The organism is Enterococcus sp. DIV1059_2, from assembly GCF_051713685.1.
Lineage (GTDB): Bacteria > Bacillota > Bacilli > Lactobacillales > Enterococcaceae > Enterococcus_D > Enterococcus_D casseliflavus.
In genome coordinates this window covers 48,188-66,955 of the sequence record NZ_JBIOQK010000002.1, presented here as the reverse complement: position 1 = coordinate 66,955, position 18,768 = coordinate 48,188, and the positions used below count along the sequence as shown (strand labels likewise).

The 18,768-nt window shown below is 34.8% G+C and carries 25 protein-coding genes; 23 read left to right on the top strand and 2 right to left on the bottom strand.

What is annotated here, in order from left to right:
- Positions 1-5 precede the first annotated feature (5 nt).
- The 10 genes from IGI72_RS18520 (at position 6) to IGI72_RS18475 (ending at position 7,792) form a co-directional block, all read left to right on the top strand.
- A complete protein-coding gene (locus tag IGI72_RS18520) occupies positions 6-956 on the top strand; it encodes an HD domain-containing protein (protein ID WP_086373312.1) in 951 nt (316 codons plus the stop codon).
- 90 nt (positions 957-1,046) lie between these two features.
- Positions 1,047-1,421: an SLOG family protein gene (locus IGI72_RS18515; protein ID WP_086373313.1), complete on the top strand. Its 375-nt coding sequence runs from the start codon at positions 1,047-1,049 to the stop codon at positions 1,419-1,421.
- A gap of 10 nt (positions 1,422-1,431) precedes the next feature.
- Positions 1,432-1,815, top strand: a complete 384-nt coding sequence (locus IGI72_RS18510) for a hypothetical protein (protein ID WP_438755255.1) — start codon at positions 1,432-1,434, stop codon at positions 1,813-1,815.
- A 12-nt stretch (positions 1,816-1,827) separates the two neighbouring features.
- Positions 1,828-3,168, top strand: coding sequence for a hypothetical protein (locus tag IGI72_RS18505; RefSeq protein WP_438755254.1), 1,341 nt, complete (start codon positions 1,828-1,830; stop codon positions 3,166-3,168).
- Positions 3,169-3,264: 96 nt separating this feature from the next.
- The gene (locus IGI72_RS18500) at positions 3,265-4,062 is read left to right on the top strand and encodes a hypothetical protein (RefSeq protein ID WP_438755252.1); all 798 of its coding nucleotides are present in this window, start codon (positions 3,265-3,267) and stop codon (positions 4,060-4,062) included.
- Between the two features lie 7 nt (positions 4,063-4,069).
- Positions 4,070-4,813 carry a metallophosphoesterase family protein gene (locus tag IGI72_RS18495; RefSeq protein WP_438755251.1) on the top strand — a complete coding sequence of 248 codons (744 nt, stop codon included), beginning with the start codon at positions 4,070-4,072 and terminating at the stop codon, positions 4,811-4,813.
- A complete protein-coding gene (locus tag IGI72_RS18490) occupies positions 4,814-5,338 on the top strand; it encodes an NUDIX domain-containing protein (protein WP_438755249.1) in 525 nt (174 codons plus the stop codon).
- 24 nt (positions 5,339-5,362) lie between these two features.
- Complete coding sequence (nadR, locus tag IGI72_RS18485; RefSeq protein ID WP_438755247.1) at positions 5,363-6,745, top strand: multifunctional transcriptional regulator/nicotinamide-nucleotide adenylyltransferase/ribosylnicotinamide kinase NadR; 1,383 nt, start codon at positions 5,363-5,365, stop codon at positions 6,743-6,745.
- Positions 6,746-7,513 (top strand): nicotinamide mononucleotide transporter, encoded by a 768-nt coding sequence (locus IGI72_RS18480; protein WP_438755246.1) that lies wholly within the window; start codon positions 6,746-6,748, stop codon positions 7,511-7,513.
- A gap of 120 nt (positions 7,514-7,633) precedes the next feature.
- On the top strand, positions 7,634-7,792 hold the full coding sequence (locus tag IGI72_RS18475) for a hypothetical protein (RefSeq protein ID WP_438755244.1): 159 nt from the start codon (positions 7,634-7,636) through the stop codon (positions 7,790-7,792).
- Positions 7,793-7,863: 71 nt separating this feature from the next.
- Here IGI72_RS18475 and IGI72_RS18470 read toward each other — a convergent pair whose 3' ends face one another.
- Entirely contained in the window at positions 7,864-8,697 is an 834-nt protein-coding gene (locus tag IGI72_RS18470; RefSeq protein ID WP_438755242.1) for a site-specific integrase, read from the bottom strand.
- Between the two features lie 314 nt (positions 8,698-9,011).
- Between IGI72_RS18470 and IGI72_RS18465 the strand changes: the two genes are divergently transcribed.
- From IGI72_RS18465 to IGI72_RS18430, 8 genes are all read left to right on the top strand, one after another.
- On the top strand, positions 9,012-9,998 hold the full coding sequence (locus tag IGI72_RS18465) for a hypothetical protein (RefSeq protein ID WP_438755240.1): 987 nt from the start codon (positions 9,012-9,014) through the stop codon (positions 9,996-9,998).
- A gap of 34 nt (positions 9,999-10,032) precedes the next feature.
- Positions 10,033-11,019 (top strand): hypothetical protein, encoded by a 987-nt coding sequence (locus IGI72_RS18460; protein WP_438755238.1) that lies wholly within the window; start codon positions 10,033-10,035, stop codon positions 11,017-11,019.
- 37 nt (positions 11,020-11,056) lie between these two features.
- Positions 11,057-12,031, top strand: coding sequence for a hypothetical protein (locus IGI72_RS18455; protein WP_438755237.1), 975 nt, complete (start codon positions 11,057-11,059; stop codon positions 12,029-12,031).
- Between the two features lie 80 nt (positions 12,032-12,111).
- Positions 12,112-12,738: a single-stranded DNA-binding protein gene (locus IGI72_RS18450; protein ID WP_176462054.1), complete on the top strand. Its 627-nt coding sequence runs from the start codon at positions 12,112-12,114 to the stop codon at positions 12,736-12,738.
- A gap of 48 nt (positions 12,739-12,786) precedes the next feature.
- The gene (locus IGI72_RS18445) at positions 12,787-13,119 is read left to right on the top strand and encodes a hypothetical protein (protein ID WP_438755235.1); all 333 of its coding nucleotides are present in this window, start codon (positions 12,787-12,789) and stop codon (positions 13,117-13,119) included.
- On the top strand, positions 13,112-14,209 hold the full coding sequence (locus tag IGI72_RS18440) for a recombinase RecA (RefSeq protein ID WP_176462055.1): 1,098 nt from the start codon (positions 13,112-13,114) through the stop codon (positions 14,207-14,209). Before IGI72_RS18445 ends, IGI72_RS18440 begins: the two co-directional genes overlap by 8 nt.
- A complete protein-coding gene (locus tag IGI72_RS18435; RefSeq protein WP_438755233.1) occupies positions 14,184-15,044 on the top strand; it encodes a thymidylate synthase in 861 nt (286 codons plus the stop codon). The genes IGI72_RS18440 and IGI72_RS18435 overlap by 26 nt, the downstream gene beginning before the upstream one ends.
- 16 nt (positions 15,045-15,060) lie before the next feature.
- Positions 15,061-15,540: a hypothetical protein gene (locus IGI72_RS18430; RefSeq protein ID WP_438755231.1), complete on the top strand. Its 480-nt coding sequence runs from the start codon at positions 15,061-15,063 to the stop codon at positions 15,538-15,540.
- Here IGI72_RS18430 and IGI72_RS18425 read toward each other — a convergent pair.
- Positions 15,530-15,865: a hypothetical protein gene (locus tag IGI72_RS18425; RefSeq protein WP_438755230.1), complete on the bottom strand. Its 336-nt coding sequence runs from the start codon at positions 15,863-15,865 to the stop codon at positions 15,530-15,532. The genes IGI72_RS18430 and IGI72_RS18425 overlap by 11 nt on opposite strands.
- Positions 15,866-15,914: 49 nt before the next feature.
- Here IGI72_RS18425 and IGI72_RS18420 point away from each other — a divergent pair, with 49 nt between their 5' ends.
- From IGI72_RS18420 to IGI72_RS18400, 5 genes are all read left to right on the top strand, one after another.
- Positions 15,915-16,376, top strand: coding sequence for a hypothetical protein (locus tag IGI72_RS18420; RefSeq protein WP_139843257.1), 462 nt, complete (start codon positions 15,915-15,917; stop codon positions 16,374-16,376).
- A gap of 2 nt (positions 16,377-16,378) precedes the next feature.
- Positions 16,379-16,933 carry a hypothetical protein gene (locus IGI72_RS18415; protein ID WP_438755229.1) on the top strand — a complete coding sequence of 185 codons (555 nt, stop codon included), beginning with the start codon at positions 16,379-16,381 and terminating at the stop codon, positions 16,931-16,933.
- Positions 16,934-16,984: 51 nt separating this feature from the next.
- Complete coding sequence (locus IGI72_RS18410; RefSeq protein ID WP_086373332.1) at positions 16,985-17,347, top strand: hypothetical protein; 363 nt, start codon at positions 16,985-16,987, stop codon at positions 17,345-17,347.
- 58 nt (positions 17,348-17,405) lie between these two features.
- Positions 17,406-17,801, top strand: coding sequence for a hypothetical protein (locus IGI72_RS18405; RefSeq protein WP_438755228.1), 396 nt, complete (start codon positions 17,406-17,408; stop codon positions 17,799-17,801).
- Between the two features lie 218 nt (positions 17,802-18,019).
- A complete protein-coding gene (locus tag IGI72_RS18400; RefSeq protein ID WP_438755227.1) occupies positions 18,020-18,763 on the top strand; it encodes a hypothetical protein in 744 nt (247 codons plus the stop codon).
- Positions 18,764-18,768: the final 5 nt, after the last annotated feature.

The following is an 18,768-nucleotide window of genomic DNA, read 5'->3' as shown; positions in this document are numbered from 1 at the left end:
TAAATATGTCACCAAAGGAAATACGAGAGGTTAAAGGTAAAAACGGGGAACCCATTATTGATGTAGTTAAAATCATAGATTTAGCGGTGCGCTCTGGTAAACGGAGTAAGTATGCAACCGGGATTCTGATGGATACCTATGGAAATAAATATACTTTCAATTGCTGGGACGAAACTCTTTCATTAAAAATGCAGGATATGTATCAAGTGAAAGAATTGGTAGGAGAAGTAGCTGGGAATACAAACATTTATAATGACAACTTCCAAGTTGTAATCGATAAGATGAATACCGAGATTACAATTGATTCTTCAATTTTTTTACAAACACCATACAATGCAACTGAAATATGGAGTGATGTCAATAGTCTGATTCATACCAAGACTTCTGAAAAGGCTCATGCGGTTCTGAATATGATTTTAACCTCAAAAGAAGGGCTATTTAAACGGTTCTTAGAAGAGTTCTCTGCGAAATCTCATCATGACAATGTACGTCATGGTCTGTTAGCCCATACTGCAAAGATGATAAATATTGGCTCTGTAATTGAAGGTCAGCATCCAAATTTATTTAAAACGCAAGACCAAATTGATTTGTTTTATATTGGTTTACTAGTCCATGATATTGGAAAGACATTAGAAATGTATAACGGTCAATATATGGCAAACAGCTTCGTTTCTCATCGCTTTTTGGGGGCAGAATTAGTCACTGAAGTGAAAACTCAAATCGTTGATACCTATAGTGAAGAATGGTTCTATCAATTGATTGCCATCATTCTACAACACCATGGGCATTTTGAAGAGCGTCCTAGAACACCAATGGCTTTATTAATTCACTACATCGATAGCTTTGAGGCTCAGTTAACTAATCTAGATGAAAAGGTTCAGGAAAGTGACGACACTCCAGTAATAAATAGTGTTTTTGGAGATGACTACTTGCACTTAACAAAAGCAACATTCTAATTGAGGTACAGGGAATGCTCCTTCGATTCAGGAGGGGCATACGCCCATCTCACTAAAAGCAAATCATTAACAGGAAAGGAGAAGGATTTAGTGGTTTTTAAATTGATAGTCGCTGGAAATAGGGATTTTACTGATTACAAAGTTGTCAAAGAATCTTTGGATTTCTTTTTACGTAACGTTAAAAACAAGGAAGCCATTGAAATCGTCTCTGGCAATGCAAAGGGAGTAGATTCTTTAGGTGAAAGATATGCGAAAGAAAATAATCTACTGCTTACTTGCTTTCCTGCAAAATGGGGCACTTTTGGAAATGCGGCTGGACCAATGCGCAATGCAGAAATGAGCAAGTATGCTGATGCATTAGTAGCGTTTTGGGACAAACAAAGTAGGGGCACACAATCTATGGTCAATTTAGCGAAGGCTGGTGGATTGAAGGTTCGTATTGTAGACATTTCTGGAAGAAAGTGAGGAGGGAAGTATGAAGTTTATTGATTTTACAGTTGGGTTAAATTACAAAACATATCATTCGAATTCTGATTCAGTTAAATCACAGATTAAAAGTTTATTGGAAGTTAATCATGTCATCGTGGTGGCTGAAGATGAGTGGACACCTTATCACGACAAGTACAGCTTCCACATTGTTGATGATGATGATTATTTCACTTTGTCTTTTGTTGGAGTATATCAGAGTTATGATTCTGAAGAGGTTATGAATTTAATAAACATTATTCTTGAAAGAATTCAAAAAGATGATTCCCTGCTTTTTATCGGGGAAACCAAATTTGTCCCTGAGGAAGAGGGATTAAGAAATTATATTACTAGGTCAGAAGAAAATGAATTAAATAAATTGATAACAATTTAAGGAGAGAAAATTATGGAAAACAATCAATTGAATGTAGCACAACCAATCGAGGAAACATTATTGCAAATGGCCGCACAAGCTGCTGTTTCGAATAGTTCAACACAAATGCCGGTAAGTCCTAATCCATTAGAGGTGGCTTTCAATCAAGGGTTAGCTGCGGTTCAAGCTATTCCTGATACAAGCATTGCTACACCAGGTGTGATGCCAGCTACTTCTTTAACCCCTGAGTCTCAGGTTACTGCAAGCGTTCATCCACGAGTAGCAGGGGTAGAAGTAACTCCAGAACTAGCAGTTGCTTTGGGATACAATTACGCCGCTTTAGCTGCTGAACAAGGAATTATTGTTCATACAGACACAGCACCAAGTCCCTCTGTATCAGAGGGGGGAGAAACATCCAATACTCTGTCTGCGTTTGTTGTAACAGAAGGAACTTCTCTACATGCGCATCAAGCAGTTATGTATTTAGGGACTAATGGATATGGGCAAAATATCACAGCGCTAAACAATGGGACTTATAGCTGTAGTGAAATTACGGACCAAGCAAAGTTGCTTCCAAACTTCTTTGTTCGCTTGATTCAACGGAATCCTCAAGAGCTTAAAATGTTATTAGAAGCATATGGATTACATGTCGTCTTTGAAACAATTGGTGAGAATAATGAATTCGAATCTGAAGAATCCATCATTAAAATTTTTGGTTCAAGTGAAGATGATACGCCACTCTTTTATATTTTTGATAGTGAAAAGGACCAATGGACTATTAATTATAGTAGTAAAAATGGTTTAACACAAAATCTATTTTCATCTTTATATAAAACATTGGAATACTATATTTCCTTACCTGTCGAAGTTAAGAATACTAGTTTAAAACGCATCGTCTCTGCCGTATTAATGTCTCCTAACAGCGAAGCTGCTACTACAGTTTACGCAACAAGTATCGAAGACTTTTTAAGCAAAGTCAGCGAGCAAAATCTTTCAGGTGATTTAACCGTAGTCAATGGCCGTATTCTGAATGATGTTTTGATGGATGTGCCTTTATCTGAATTTTTAGCACAAGTCACTGCAGTGCAAAATAATCAAAAAGTCCGATACATGGACTATCGAATTGAAAAAGATGGCCTTAAAAGTGTAATTGAAAACATTCGTGCGATTAACGTGACTACAGGTGAACTAGTAGCTACTCCAGAACTAGTAATTTTAGATAGTTTTTCATTTTTCAGTGATGCAGATTCTGTAAACAATCCCGCTAAGTTGGAAGAATTTTACCAATTAGAAGCAGAAGCTCCAGGAATTCATGAGATTTCTGCAGCTGATATTTTTGAAGTAGCAGAATCAAAAGGTCTCAAAATTATTTAAACATTATGGGGAGGTTTGACTCCCCTTTTTTTTATTTTTTACTGGACTTTTTGATTGAAAGAAAATAATTTCTAAAAAACGAAGGAGGAGTTACATATGACATTGCAGTATTTAGTAGTGAACTATGATAAAAAGCAATTTTTTCATCTTTCCGGTAGTAGTCTGGAAGCACACTTGATTAAAAATAAAGAGACCAATTTCTTAATTAATCTTATTGCTGGGGATTGGAAAGGTGAACGTGTATCTGTAATTACGAATACAGCAGAAGCAAAAGGCAGTAATGTATTAAACTATGATTCAATGTTCTTCAGATTCATTGAACTAGAGCTAGGTATTATTTGGACAGATGAAGATGGAGATATTTGTCATTTATCTACAAAGGTTTTTGACCATGTATTAGAAAACTTTTCTGAGATAGCCGTAGAAGATACTGTCATTGACGAAGAATTATATATCTACAATCCTGCGAAAAATTGTTATATTGACATGCAAAAAACACCAACCCTGGAATCAAACCTGATGGTTTTTGATGAAGATAAAATGGTTGACGTTGAGAAGGTTATTATGAATCCAATTGTAGCCTTTTTGCTGGTTGGTTGGCGCAACGAAGAACCTGTTATTGATGCGAATAGCATGCATAACCGAACATGGATTTCAGAAAGTTCTAGAATCGAAGTATTTACTTCGTTGAATGAGCAGCTTAATCGAGAAAGCGTTCATGCTGTAGAACTAGACTTTATTAACATGGGCGAATCCCAAGAGAACTTATTTGGATTCTATACAACAAGAATCGAAGCTTTAGTTGAGCAAAACGAATCTATCAAAGACTACGGAATTGGTTCTGACTTGAAATCGGATTTAGATAAGTCTATGCAGACGTACTTAATGGGGTAGATAGCTTATGAAAAACTATTATGCAATTTCAGATGTTCACGGACGGCTAGATTTGCTTGAAGAGGCAATTAAAACTGTCGACTTATCAAAACCAGAAAATACTCTTGTATTAGTCGGAGATTATGTTGATAGGGGTCCTAACTCATTAGGAGTTTTACAATATATTATGTCTCTCAAATCTAATTTCCCCAAACAAGTTATTACTTTAATGGGGAACCACGACAAGATGTTTCTTGATTTTATTTTTGAAGGCGATACCCTCGGACTGGAAAATGACTGGAATCTAAGTACTGTTAAGAGTTTTTTATCTGAGCATGAATATTTTGAGGACATTTCATATTTTGAGAACAACATCTATTTGAATAAGGATTATTCAGTTGTTACAAATGAAATAAGAGAATATATCCAACAAAGATTTCAATCAGAATTGGCATTCCTTCAATCTCTAGATTATTACTTTGAAAGCTCCAATTTTATTTTTGTACACGCTGGAGTAGATTTTGATTTAGAGGATTGGAGAGAATCCAATAAGTTTCGGATGATTTGGCAAAGGCCATCATTTAGAGAAGTCAATAATACGGGTAAGGTTCTTGTTGTAGGACATACTCCAGTAAGTTCCTTTACCAAGGATAAATCTAATGATATCTTCGAATACTCCGTTGGTATAGGAGACTCTATCTTTTATATTGATGGAGGAGCAGTATTGTCTAATCAATTGAATGTATGGATAGGAAGAGAGAAGGAATATTAAATGAATGAAAAAGATTTGCCTTATTTAGAGTGGCTCGAATGGTACAAAAATCAGGATTTACCTAACTACCCAATGCCATCAGTTACAGTAGACAGTGTCGTTTTTAATAGGAGCGACGAGATTCATGTTTTGGTGATAAGAAGAAAAGGCCATCCTTTTAAAAATATGCTGGCCTTGCCAGGAGGTTTTGTGAATCCATACGAGAATCTGCAAAGAGCAGCGGCTCGAGAACTTAAAGAAGAAACAGGTCTTGAATCTTTAAATAGTCAATTAGTGGGCGTATATGGAGACAAGGGAAGAGACCCACGTGGATGGACGATTTCGATTGCTTTTTCGACTGTAGTAGAAGACTTTCCTGAAGTAATTGCTATGGATGATGCTTCTGAAGCCTTTTGGTATAAACTTAAAGACTTTGAATTGGAATTTTTATTGTCCGGTGACAAAGACTATTTTGTTTTCGGACATAATAGTTTTGCTTTTGACCATGCACAGATTATTTCAGATTCACTCAAAATGTTGAAATAAAATACAGGAACAGGAGAGTAATATATGGAAAAGTATGGAATGTGCATTGGCAAGTTTTATCCATTACACAAAGGGCATATTAATATGATTCAAAAAGCTAGCAGTTTAGTGGACCATTTATTTGTAATTGTAAGTCATTCGGATATTCAAAGTGAGAAACTCTTTGAGCAATCAAATTTGAAAAGACCTCTGACAGCTCGGGACAAATTAAGAATAGTTCAAAAAACATTTCAAATGCAGCCAATGATTCAGCCTATTTTAATTGACGAGACTAATGTCCCAAGCTATCCCAATGGATGGGAACAATGGGCAGAGCTAGTTAAAAATTCTGTTCTAACCTCAAGAAGAACACCTAAGGATTTCACTAACTTCTCAGAGTTAAGTATTTTTATTAATGAACCTTCAGATGTTGATGGCTATCAAAAGTATTTTGGATGCGAGGTTTTAGTCTTAGACCAATACCGGACAGATATGAATATCTCTGCAACTGAGATACGAAAGGACCCAGCAAAATACTGGGAGTTTCTTCCTCGTGCTTCTCGTGAGGCTATTGCACCTACTATTGAAATTGCTGGAGGAGAAAGCTCTGGGAAAACGATTATTGTAGATAAATTGGGAAACTTTTTTGGAACAACTACAGTTTGGGAATATGGAAGAACCTATTGCGAAGCTGAGTTGGGTGGTGATGAGGCGGCTCTACAGTACGACGATTATGCCATTATTGCTAACCAGCATTACCAGGATATTCGGTTCGCACGAAGAAACGCTAATAAGTTTGTTATTTCAGATACAGGATATGTTGCTACTCAGGCATTTTGTTTAGTTTATGAAGGTCGTAAGCATCCTTCAGTTCAAGAGAAGATTGATAATGACCGTTTCGATTTAACTATTCTATTAGATAACTCGACTAAATGGGTCGATGATGGCCAACGGTTAATTGGAAACGATGAAGGTAGGATTGCTTTTCAAAATACACTTAAGCAAATCTATCAGTCCAACAATATTTCTTATGTTGAAATTAAAACTTCTAGTTACTTGCATCGATATGAAATATGTAAAGCAGTAATTTCTGCCTACATCAATGAGAAATACTCTATAGGACAATTACAACATTTGGTTGATATGATGGAACATAGATTTTCTATGGAACCAAAAACAGATAGTAGCTACGACTACTCATTATCTGAACGACAATTTAACGTAATAATTAATAGAGAAACATCGAACGAATCCTCTTCACTAATTGTTTTGAAAAAAATGATAGGAGGTAGATTTGATATTGTTCAAGTTGATAAGAAGGCTTTTTTATCTTCTTCAAACGAATTCGTTTTTACTGAAAGTGAAATCAAGAAACACAATGAAAATTTATTGCCTTTCGCAGTAGATATCAAGAAAGCAGGAGATTAAATGACCACATTTATGAATGGTTTTGACAGTATTTCTTTAAGCAACGGGAAGTATCGAAAGCATTATATGCTTTCACTGATTATATTAGGATTGATTATTGGCTTTTTCATCACTGATTTTTCTAAACCCAATCAAATCGGTTTCTTTATTACAGCTTATTGTTTAGGCGTACCATGCGTGGTGACATTAGGAGATAGATGGCCTATCACAGGTAATGTCTTGGGATTATTATCTAATGTCGGAGAAGTTTTAATAAACTTTAGCTTTGGTAATACAGGACTTGCTTTTGCGGGTTTTTATTATGGGGGAACTCATATTGTAGGTTTGATAAAAGCTGCTAATAAGAATAATCGAGATGAAGACAATAAATACAAAATTTCTAAACTAGATAAATGGTGGGCTTGGTTTGTATTGTTTTCGGGCGCTGTTGGATTGTTCATATTGATTCACTTTGCTCCGCAATTAGGATTTGTGTCAGATGGTACCACTTTAGGAGATATTAGATACTGGGGTAATATCATTGCTTATCTGTTAGGGATACTATCTCAATTCACAATGATTATGGGAATCGATATTTCATGGTGGGGATGGTTTTCTTCAAACTTCTTCTGGTTCTTACTAGACTTAACTTCTGGTAATATTTGGTTCGCAATTCGAGACGTTATTTATGAAGTAAATTGCATCACTTCAATCAGAAATTGGTATGAATCCAGTCGACGAGAAAAAAATATGATTAACCAAGAAGTATCTTATAAGAAATTGGTCTAAATGCTTAGAGTTCTCTTAGGAGGACTCTATTTATATGACATCTCTCACTAAGGCTGAGAAAGAAACAAAAAAACCCACATAATATGTGGGGTAAAAATAAAGAGAAAGAAGAGTGTGAAAGTGTCTCAAGAAATAAGAACAAAATTATTAAGTCAATTGCTTTATTTGCAATGTATTGGTGACTTGCAGGGATTAGAAGAAGAAACAATGTGTCTGACCAGCTTATCGGATGAAAAACTGGCTTTTTATCAAGAACAATTTCAATTACAAAGTTTCTAAAAAAAATGCATTTCGTATTGACTGTTCTATTGATGGGGAATAAACAAAATATATAGAGATAAGATTATGCATCAAGAGAATGCTATCTTTTTGTAATAAGCCAAACTAGAAGGGTCTAGACGCAGTAAATCCAAAAGTTCATCATCAGTTAACTTCGCTTCAGTATTAGCTTCATTTTCATGAAGAAAGTGAATCAAAAAACTTTGATGAAGATTCCGAGGATGAATATCAAAGCCAAGTTTTAACGAATCTCGTTTGAGATACTTATAAAGATGCTTGTCAGTCATCAATGGGTCATTTGGAGAAATACGTATTTTTAAAAATAAATCAGGACTTTTCTGAATCCTTTGTATAGGAGTAATAAATTTTTCGAATTTTATAAAGAACTCAGTTTCATAATTCGTTAACTCAAGATTGTTTAAAATCTGATAAAAACCATCTGTAAGCATTTCTTGTACAGTAAAACCGCGAGCTAGGAATATTAGGCTTAGTTTTGTGTAATAGTGAATTTCTTTGTTTTGCAAAATGATTGGTAAATCATATAACCATCTTGTATCTGTGAAGTCAAGATTGTCTTCTCGTTTTAATCCTTTAAGTCGAATGGTTGGCAAGGTATCAATAATTTTCTCAACAAATAGAAATCTAAAATAGTTGTTTAAAAATGATAAATATTTATTGTAAGTCTCATTGCTGTACTGTCTTTCTTTAACAATCATCTCTAAATATGCTTTAACATCATTTTCAACAATATCTTGTAAATCCAATGTTCTTTGATAGTTTAAGTTGAAATTCATTTCGTAGTTATAAAAGTCTTCTAATACTTGGTGGTAATTTTCAATTGTTATAGGTGCAAGATTCCTCCGGATTAAGGATTGGGTAAATCCATTCTGATAAGGGTAAGCCATATAGCACACCATCCTTCATAATTTAGGCAAGAAAAAAGTTACAGTAACTAATTATAGTTTATCAAATTAATTTTTTTTTGCAAACAATTTAAGTACGAATGAACAGTTTAACTATCTTAATAGGAGCAACAAGACATTGAACTATAATCTTTTTTTTCAAAGATTGAACATCATAATGGCTCAAAGTCAAAAGGAAGTTCTAAAAAGTGGTGTAAAAGAGATAAGTTCGATTCTAAAAGAGGGGGTATCCCCTTAAAGCAAGTCAAAAAAGCATCAACATGCCTACTAAACATTTATAGAAAGGATGAACAGATATGGCTATGGTAAAGCAAGCAATTGTTAATTCTACATTTGATATTGATGTCTCAACTTATTACAACATTAAACTTTCAGACGGTATATATCATATGAATAATCGCATTCATCAATTTATATCATCTCATTATTACGTTCGTACTGATACTGGTAGAGAAACATGCATTTCAGATAAATTATTTGGAGAAGCTTTATTTTCGGATTTGGAAACTCTAAAAAAATCCATTGAACCATTGCTGATAACAGCAAGTCTGCGTCCAGGATATTTTAGATATGCAATCAATGGAGAAGTCGCTAATTTTATTATCGAGCACTTCACTAAATCCGAAGTAACCTCATTTGCAAGAGTTGAAAATAGACGAGCTAGAAATACTGGTGATTCAACTATTTCCAAAGAATCACTTTTGAAAGCAAAGTGCTTAGATATCAAAATTAAAAATTACAAACGTTCATTATCATTAGATAGCTTTTCTTTGCAAACTGTCAATGCTGCTTTGCCCTATCGTTATCAGAAGAATAAGCTTTCGAATGATAGCTCATCATATTGTGATAAGTCAATTCTTGTTGGTGTTGAGATTAGTCAGTTCTCTAATCTACCAAATATATATCGAAATGTTACGAGAATTCATTTAGAAAAAGATTTAATCAATCAACTTATAAGGACCCTTAAATCAAAAATTTCAGATTACACCGAGAAATATGAGAGAGAGAAGAATGAGTACTTAACTAATTATCCCGTTGATAGTAAATTGGAAGATTATTTGAAGATGCATGACTTTTCAATAGAAAATAAACATTCCTCTTATTATGTCGAAGACTATGAAACTTATCAACGTTATGGGTCATTATTCATTAGTGCGTTTGACCAGAAGAAAAATATAACTTTAAAAGACTTTCGTCATAACTCTATCATGGCATTGCCATTTAATGGTCAGTCAAAACCAGATAAATGGAACCTTCTCCCAGAAGTCTTTGCCCTGGCGTAATTATACAAAAAATCGGAAAGGCAGGTAGTGAATAGTGGCTTTAATAAAACAAGCAGTTACGAATTCTACGTTCAATATTGATGTTGGAACTTATTATTATATCCGACTCTCAGATGGGGTCTATCATATGAACAATTTACTGGCTGATTACATGGATAAACACCATTTTCGTGATTCAGAAACCCATTTAAATACATCTTTCAATGAATATTTTTTTGAGGAAGCTAATTTTTTAGAATTAGAGTCTTTAAAAACGTCTATTAATCCGTTACTTATTCTTACGAGTCAAAATAATCAGAAATTTAGATATGTTAAGGATGAGGAAGTAGCTGCATTTATAATTGAAAATCTCACAAAATTTGAAGTAACAACCCTTTCAAGAATTAAGAACAGACGGAGTAGGGAAGCAGGCGATTTTGCTAACTCGAAACAAATACTAAAAAAAGTAGAGAAACTAAATATTAGAACTATAGAAAATTCTTCGAATCTTCAGTATTCAGGCCCAAGGTTTCGTAGATTATATCGTTCTCTTCCTTATAAATATAAAAAGAATAACTATCAAAACGGAAGCAATTTTCGCTTCGATAGTCCCTTACTTGTAGGAATTGCAACTCTAAGTTACTCATCTTTCCCTACTGTGAAGAAGAATAGGCTGAATGTAGAGTCCTCCCAATCCTATAATGAATGCTTCATGGACTATATCAAGGCAACAATAACCGAGTCTAAAGAAGAGTATCAAAATGCTATCAAAAAGTATCTAGAATTTTATCCAGTAGATGAAAAGCTGGAAGAACACTTAAATAAATTACATGTTCCGGTTGAAAGCGTCAAGACTGCTTATTATTTAGAAAGACTCGATTTATTTAACTACTATGGGTCACTTTTTGTATTTTCATTTGATAAACATAACTCTATTACAATTAAAATCATTTCCGGGAAATATTATTTGGCAATGCCCTACAATATCACCTCTAAGCCAAACAAGTGGGTATTATTGCCTGAGGTAGTTGCATTAGCATAACAGAATGCAAAAGAGTCAAGAGAGGAGTAAAAAGAAAATGGCAATGGTCGTTCAAGCGAAAATAAATTCCACCTTTGATATAGAAGTACTGACGGTCCATCATATACGAAAATATGACGGAGTGTATTTCATGAACAAGAATCTCTACGATTTTCTTAAAACGTTTTATGTAATAAATGAACATTATCATACTCGTCGTGCCGTTCAACTTGGTATTTTCGAGGAAGTCAATCTAAATCAATTTGATTCAATCAAGCAATCAATGGATGTTTTATTGGTTTGTTCATCCCTGGAATTGGGTAAATTTCTGTATGTTAAAAATTCTGTATTTGCCCAATTTTTAATTGATAACTTCAGTACGACAGAAAGAACTATTATTTCATGGATAGGAAGTCGACGTGCCAGAAGTAATGGAATTGAAACAAAATCTCAGTCCCTTTACGAGAAGGCAGAAATTTTGAATATTCGCAGAGAATCTATTAAGACGAATAATACACTTAAACAAAAAGCAATGATTGATAACTTACCTGTCTCTTTAAAAGGAAATGCACATAAGGAATCGATTACCTATGAAAGTACGACCCATAAACTTATTGGAGTTGTACAAAGAGTATATAACTCTGTAAATTTCAGCTATGGGGCGACCCAAATCCAATTAAAACAAGATATGGAAGAAGAAATAATGGAAATTCTAGCTGAAAGAAAAAGATTAGATTATCGCAGTTATTCTTCTAATATTCATCATTGTCTAGATTACCACCCAATAAGTAATGACATGGAAAGTTTTTTACAGTCAAAAGGAAAAACCATTAAAGGAGTTTCCAAATCTATCTACGAAGAATCATTCTTAGTAGCATTTAACTATGGCTCCTTGTTTTTGAATAGCTTGAGGTCTTTAGATGGTTTAAGTACAAGAAACGACTTTGGCTTTTTAGCTGTTATCGTTCCTGTAAATTATAAAGAAAAGCCTATTCAATGGATTCTAAGGCCAAAGATTTATGCTATCAACTAATAGCAAAGCATCAAACCTGAATTTTATATCCCAATACAAACGGGAATTTAATTAAAACACTAATGAAGGAGAGTAAAGAAATGAATGGATTACTAATGATTACAGGAAGAATTACAAAAGACATCGTTTTAAATAAGAGAGGTAATGGGGACAACCAATTTGATGTCGTCGATAATTCGATTGCTTATCGACTAAGCGGGAAAAGAAACGGTGAATCGGTATCTGATTTTTATGATTTCTCCGCAACGAACGGTCATGCACAAACATTATCTAAGTATTGCAAAAAGGGTAGCTTGGTTCAATTAATCGGGGAACCTCAAACAAGCTCTTGGGAAGATTCACAAACAAAAGAAAAACGTTCTCGAAAAATCTTGAAAGTTAATCAAGTTGTGCTACTCGAAAGTGCTAGTGGAAACAATCAAAATAATAATAGCAGCAACAATCAATCAGGGCGATTCCAGTCCTCAAATCAACAAAATCAAAATGGCAGCTACCAACAAAATAATCAGAATCAGAACAATGGTGGATTTAATCAAAACACTGGATTTGGTCAAACCCAGAATCAACAATCTAATGCAGGCTTCCCTAATAACAATCCTGGAGGTTTTGGTGGATTCGGGAATAATCTTGGGCAGCCGGACTTTTCTCGGTCAAATGATGGTTTTGGAAATTCAGTTAATATTGCCGATGATGACCTTCCATTTTAATAGAAATAGATAGAGGGGCTAGCCCCCTCTCTTTTTAGGAGAACTATTATGAAAACTAATGTCACTGTGGAGCAAGTAAAAGAAGAAGTCCACGCTTCATTAATGCAACACCTATTTCATTTCTACTATACGTTATTGCCATACACTACAAAAGATAATATTGCTGAAATGATTGTTGACGAGATGGAAAAAGCAAGAAAAACTTTCGTTAATGAAACAAACACAGAGCATTCTTCACTATTGAATGTACTAACTGCTATAAAGGAAAAAATAGAGAACACTATTCCAAAAACAGTCGACGAGGAGATTGAAACAGATGACCTGCTAAAGTCCTTGCGAACTGTAATGGACTTCATAGAAAAGGAGAATGAGAATGCCTAGTGCTAAAATGCTTCAAATTATCAAAAAAGCAAACAAGGAGTTTTCTAGGTCCCATACTGATATCGCCGAAAAAGGAATGAGACACACCGTTCATTATTCTACTGGCAGTAAAATGATTGATTTGGCTGTTTCGTCAAATAACGGTGGTATTCCTGAAGGGAAAATTATTGAAATTTATGGTCCTGAATCTGCGGGTAAGTCAACCTTTTCTATCATTGCTATTGCTACACGTCAAAGAATCGAAAGAGAACGAGCCGAACATGAAGAAGGGTACGAACCAAAGTCGTGTATTTTTGTCGATGCCGAAGGTGGGTTCGATAAAGAACTAGCTGCCCAATATGGAGTGGATTTAACAGAATTGGTTTATATTGACCCGGATACAGCAGAACACGCCATAGATATTCTTGATGGGTTAATTCGTACCGGGGATGTTGCACTAGCTGTTGTTGATTCAGTTCCAGCTTTGACGCCATCAAAGGTAGAAGAAAGTTCAATGAGCCAGCAAACAATGGGGTTAGTAGCTCGATTAATGTCTCAAGCTTGTACGAAATTAAATGGAAGTATTCGGCAATACGGAACTTCGATTATTTTTATTAATCAGATTCGTGAAAAAGTTGGTGTTATGTACGGAAATCCAGAAACAACACCTGGTGGTAGAGCTTTGAAATTTTACTCTTGGTTGAGAATTAAGATTACTCGTGGAGAAGACATCAAAAACGGTGATGAGGTTATTGGTCATCAAATGAAGGTACAGATGGTTAAGAATAAGTCTGATGCACCTAAAAAAGTTGCGACTACGGATTTATACTATACGGTTGGATATTCAGTAGAAAAAGAAATAATTGACCTGTGCAAACTTGCCGGTATTATTCAAGGGACTTCTTGGTTATCTGTTATCGACCCCGAAACTGGTGAAGTATTCAATGTAAATGGCATCGACTTGAAATTTAACGGTAAAGCCAAAATGATTGCTGCTCTTCAAGAAAATCCTGATATTTTTAACTTCTTACAAAATCTCCTGGATAACTTTACTATTGAGGCTGAAGAAGAGGAGATAAGTCCTGATGACGACTATGCTAGAGAAGAATGAACGTCATGTTGATGCTAAATTCAAACAATTGATTGCTAAGATTTTAAATGAAGGCCACTTGGACGAAAATCCTCGGACCGTGTGGGCTTCTGACAAAACCTCTGCAAATAGTATTTTTATCACTCAGGAAATAATTACTTTTGATACAGACAAAGGAGAGGTTCCAATTACCTCTCTACGTCCTATCGCATTCAAGAGTTCTAACGAAGAACTTTTATGGATATACCAAGACCAGACTTCTGACTTATCTGTACTAGAAGCCCGAGGTGTTAATTGGTGGGAGAATTGGAAGATGGCTGACGGAACTATTGGCCAACGGTATGGTGCGACTATCAATCGGTATGAAATGGTTGATAAATTATTACAAGGTTTAAAAGAGAATCCTTTTGGTAGAAGACACATTATGAATATGTGGCAAGAAAAAGACCTATCAGAACCTGGAGCTTTAAGTCCATGTGCTTACGAAACATTGTGGTCAGTTCGAAGAGAAGAAGGGGAGCTGGTTCTCGACTGCACACTTATTCAAAGAAGTTCTGATTACCTTGTAGCAGGTCACATAAATGCGCTCCAATATCATTCATTACAGTTAGCTTTTGCAAAGCACCTGTCTTATAAAGTTGGTAAATTTACTCAGTTCATACAAAATGTTCACATTTACGAACGGCATTTGGATAATGCTCAGATACTATTGGGACGTCAGGGACAACAGAGTGAACCCAGATTTTATCTGGACGTTCCAGATGGTACAGATTTTTACAAGATTCAAGCGTCGGACTTCAAGTTGGAAAACTATGAGCCCGTCAAACCAAATTTAAAATTCGAATTAGCAGAATAGGGGAAAGAATATAATTATGAAAAAAACAATGAAAACTATCGTATTAATGACATCTGGATTAATTCTGGGATTTTTATTAACAGGCTGCTCTGAAGGTGCAGAACCGGTTCAAAATAAAGTAGATTCTTCAAAAATTGAGAAAGTCTTCAAAAGTGAGAATGCAGAAAAAAGTAAGAAAAAGGGTGCAAGCTATTCATCATTTCCTCTTGCTTATTATGATATTGAATCTAAAGTGACTTCAGAAAGCAATCCGTATTTTGTAATCGGATATTTGGATGGCAAAGAGGAAAAATCTATAACAATTGAGTACCGTGATTCGGTTAACCTTTATGAACATATTTTAACTGACCCAAATGCTGAAGCCAAAATGTTAGTTAAAGAAAAAGATGATTCCTATTCCGTCCATGTATATCGCCAACCGTATGCTCGATATATTGAAGGTACAGTATCTGGAGAAGTAACTGACAAGACGACTCAAGAAGGGACTAAAGAGTAATGAGAAAGAAAGCCTTTAAATATTTCACATTATTTTTAGCGTTTTTAACTTTCACTACTGTCTTCATAGTTTCAACTGAGAGCGTGGTAGAGGCTCGGAGTTCTTCACACTCCTCCTCCCATTCTTCTTCTCGTTCTTCTTCAAGAAGCAGCTCAAAAAGCTCTGTAGGAAGTCGCTCACGTAGTTCTGTATCAAGTAGAAGCCGAAGTTCCATTACCAGTCGTTCTAGGGCTTCAACCTCTTCTAAGAGCGCTTCTAGAAATAGTATGAATTCACGAAATTCTTCAAAGAGCAGCCATTCATCTAGTAAAAATAGTCCCGCCACAAGAACTCATCCCAATAGTTCATCAACAGTAAGAAGTTCAAAGAATAGTATGTCTTCTAGAAAAACAATATCAAACAGTAACAAAGGATTTTCAAGCAGTAAAAGCCAGGTATCGAGAAAGTCTTCTTCTTACTCGTCAGCTGCTCGTTCCCTTTCTTCATATTCTAATATTTATATTTATGACAGAAGCTTATTAAATCGATATGAAAGTGTAAACCATTATTATTATAATCCTTATCTCTATCATAGTGTTTACCATTCTGTGGTTCCTGAATATATTTTCCAAAGCACCTTAACCGCAGAACAAATAGCTGCAGCTGATGACACAGAAGTCGATATTTCCGCCGTACAAAATCCAGAGGTTGATACATACTGGATTACCATCAAAATAAAAGATGAAGAAAAAAGAATTTTAGTTACAAAAAATCAATATGAAAAAATCTCTGCTCATGACAAAATCGAATTGATTAACAATAAGATTTATCTAAATGGAGATTTATTGGAGGATTAATAATGTCCGGTTTCATTCAGTACATCTTTGATTGGTTTAAAAAAGACAAAGAAGAAATTAAGCGTGATAGGAGAAAAGAATCAAAGTATGAGAACCCTTATGAAAAAGAGCTTTCAGATGTTTTAGTGAAAATGAGCGCCTATCATACTAAATATATTGAGTACGCTACAATAACTGAAGAGAATGCTTCAATTGTTGACAATATTTCGAGATTCTTTCATGTCGCAGACAAAGACTTGTCTTATGAGAAGAAGATGGATGTATATAGAGAGATGTATATCTATATTGAACAATGGGAAGACTTTTTCTCTATGCTCAAAGAAGAGGAACTCAATATTCATTACTGTGATGATGGCTACTTCTTCACTATCAACGAAGGGTTTACGCCTCTGTATATCAAGTTATTAGCCATTAGATTTGATGTAACAGAAGAAACGGTAAAAGAGGTTTCTGATGATTTCATCACACTTGATGTGGCCTACAATAAGATGCTTAACTACTCAATAAGTAATGGCTTAAAAGAATCCAATAAAGCTTCTAGTTATAGTAGTTTTTAGGAGGGGGTACCCCCATCGTGGTGGATGTATTTAAAAAGGAAGGGTGATGGCATGTTTGATATAACCATTAACTTAGATTGTTTAAATGAAGCCAGAAGTAGAAACTTCAATGCAGAAACATTCATGGATGGCGACGACATCTTAACGGGAACAATGGTTCATAAAGATTCTAATAGAAAATTTGAATTTGGTATCTATGCAAGAAGCTTTGCTTCATCTGGAGTTGACCAAAGAGCCTTGTCCTTTGAATCATACGTTTCTGAAAAAGACGATGACGGTGAAGTTTACCCTCAAAACGCATGGGATGTAAATCCGCTGGAAATGATGAATTTCTCAAATGAAGAAATCATCAGTCGACTAATCGCCACCGTGACAGATGAAATTAATGAAGCTTATGGATTTATAATTTCATAAATTTGAGTGAAAAAGCCTCCTATGGTATGCTTAATATACAATTCTAGGAGGCTTTTTTATGTCATTGATGCAGGTATTTATATTTATACTATTGATAGTTTTACTCGTTTATTTATCAATCAAAATTGCGTTTATAAGACCAGGGAAATATTATATTCCTCAACTTATCGGAGCAATATTCATGACATTAATGACTATTTTAGTTATGATAAATGAAGTCTTTATACGGTTTACAACATCATCTTTTCTAACCATATCTTTTTATATCGGTTTTGCTTTCTACGTATACGGTTTTCTTATGAGTGCAAATTATAGAAGAAAAATGTTGATTTCTATCCGATTGAGTGAATTTGAAGAAAAAAAGCTCGATTCTCAACAAATCAAGTTCCTGGAACAAACTTTTAAACAAAAAATTCGAATAGAAAGATGGAATAAATTTCTTCGAAAGAATTAATTGTCAACTCGGAAGTTTAATGAGAAGGATAAGAATTTAGATTAGATTGAGATAGAACAATTTTAGAATTTTAGGAATTGACTTACATAAATAATCCCTCAACCCGTTGGTGGTTGGGGGTTTTTCTTCGTGAGAAAAGTTTAATAATTTTCAGGCTAGACTCAGACTCTTTAACGGGTTTATCATGCTTCTCGTAGATAGACGAGGGAGAGAAAAAAATGATGAATAAAGTGAAAAGCAATCTAGTCGGAACGAAACGTGGAGCATTGTTGGTTATGAGTTTTTCTCATGAGGAAGCAGAAAAAAGTTATTGGAATTGTCGCTGCACGAAATGTAATCAAGATTTTGAGAAAGAAGAAGCCCATTTTGTTTCTGAAGGATTTGCTCAGACTTGTCCATTTTGTAATCCCGATAAATTTACAGGATTTTACGATACTCAAGTAATTGACTTAACAAAGATTGAATTTAGACCTATAGATACGGGTGGTAAACCCATGACTATATCTAAGAAAGCCCCTTATGTAAATTTGCAGGGCAAATCTTTTGGGGAAATTGAGGTTTTAAATGTTACACCGTATTCACATGCCAGAAGTCGTGTTTGGAATTGTTATTGCGGAGCCTGTAAAAGTTATGTTCAGTTAACTACTCGTCATCTTAACGGTTACAACCGTAACTGCGGATGCATCTCTTCCCATAAAATCAAAGAAGAAGTTGAAAAGCCGCAAAATAGCGGATTCGTATACGATATGAGACCAGATGTTTCTTCATTTTATGCATCTAGATATCAAAAAACAAAACAAGAACAAGCTATTGGAACATACTGCAATGGTTTCAAATTATTGGAAGCAACAAATAGAAGGTTTAGAGAAGAAATTGTTTGGCGTGTTCAAACCCCATCGGGAGGAGAAGATTTCTTAACACGCTATCAAATGAAAAAACTAGCAAAATCAATTGTTGTATAGGAGGA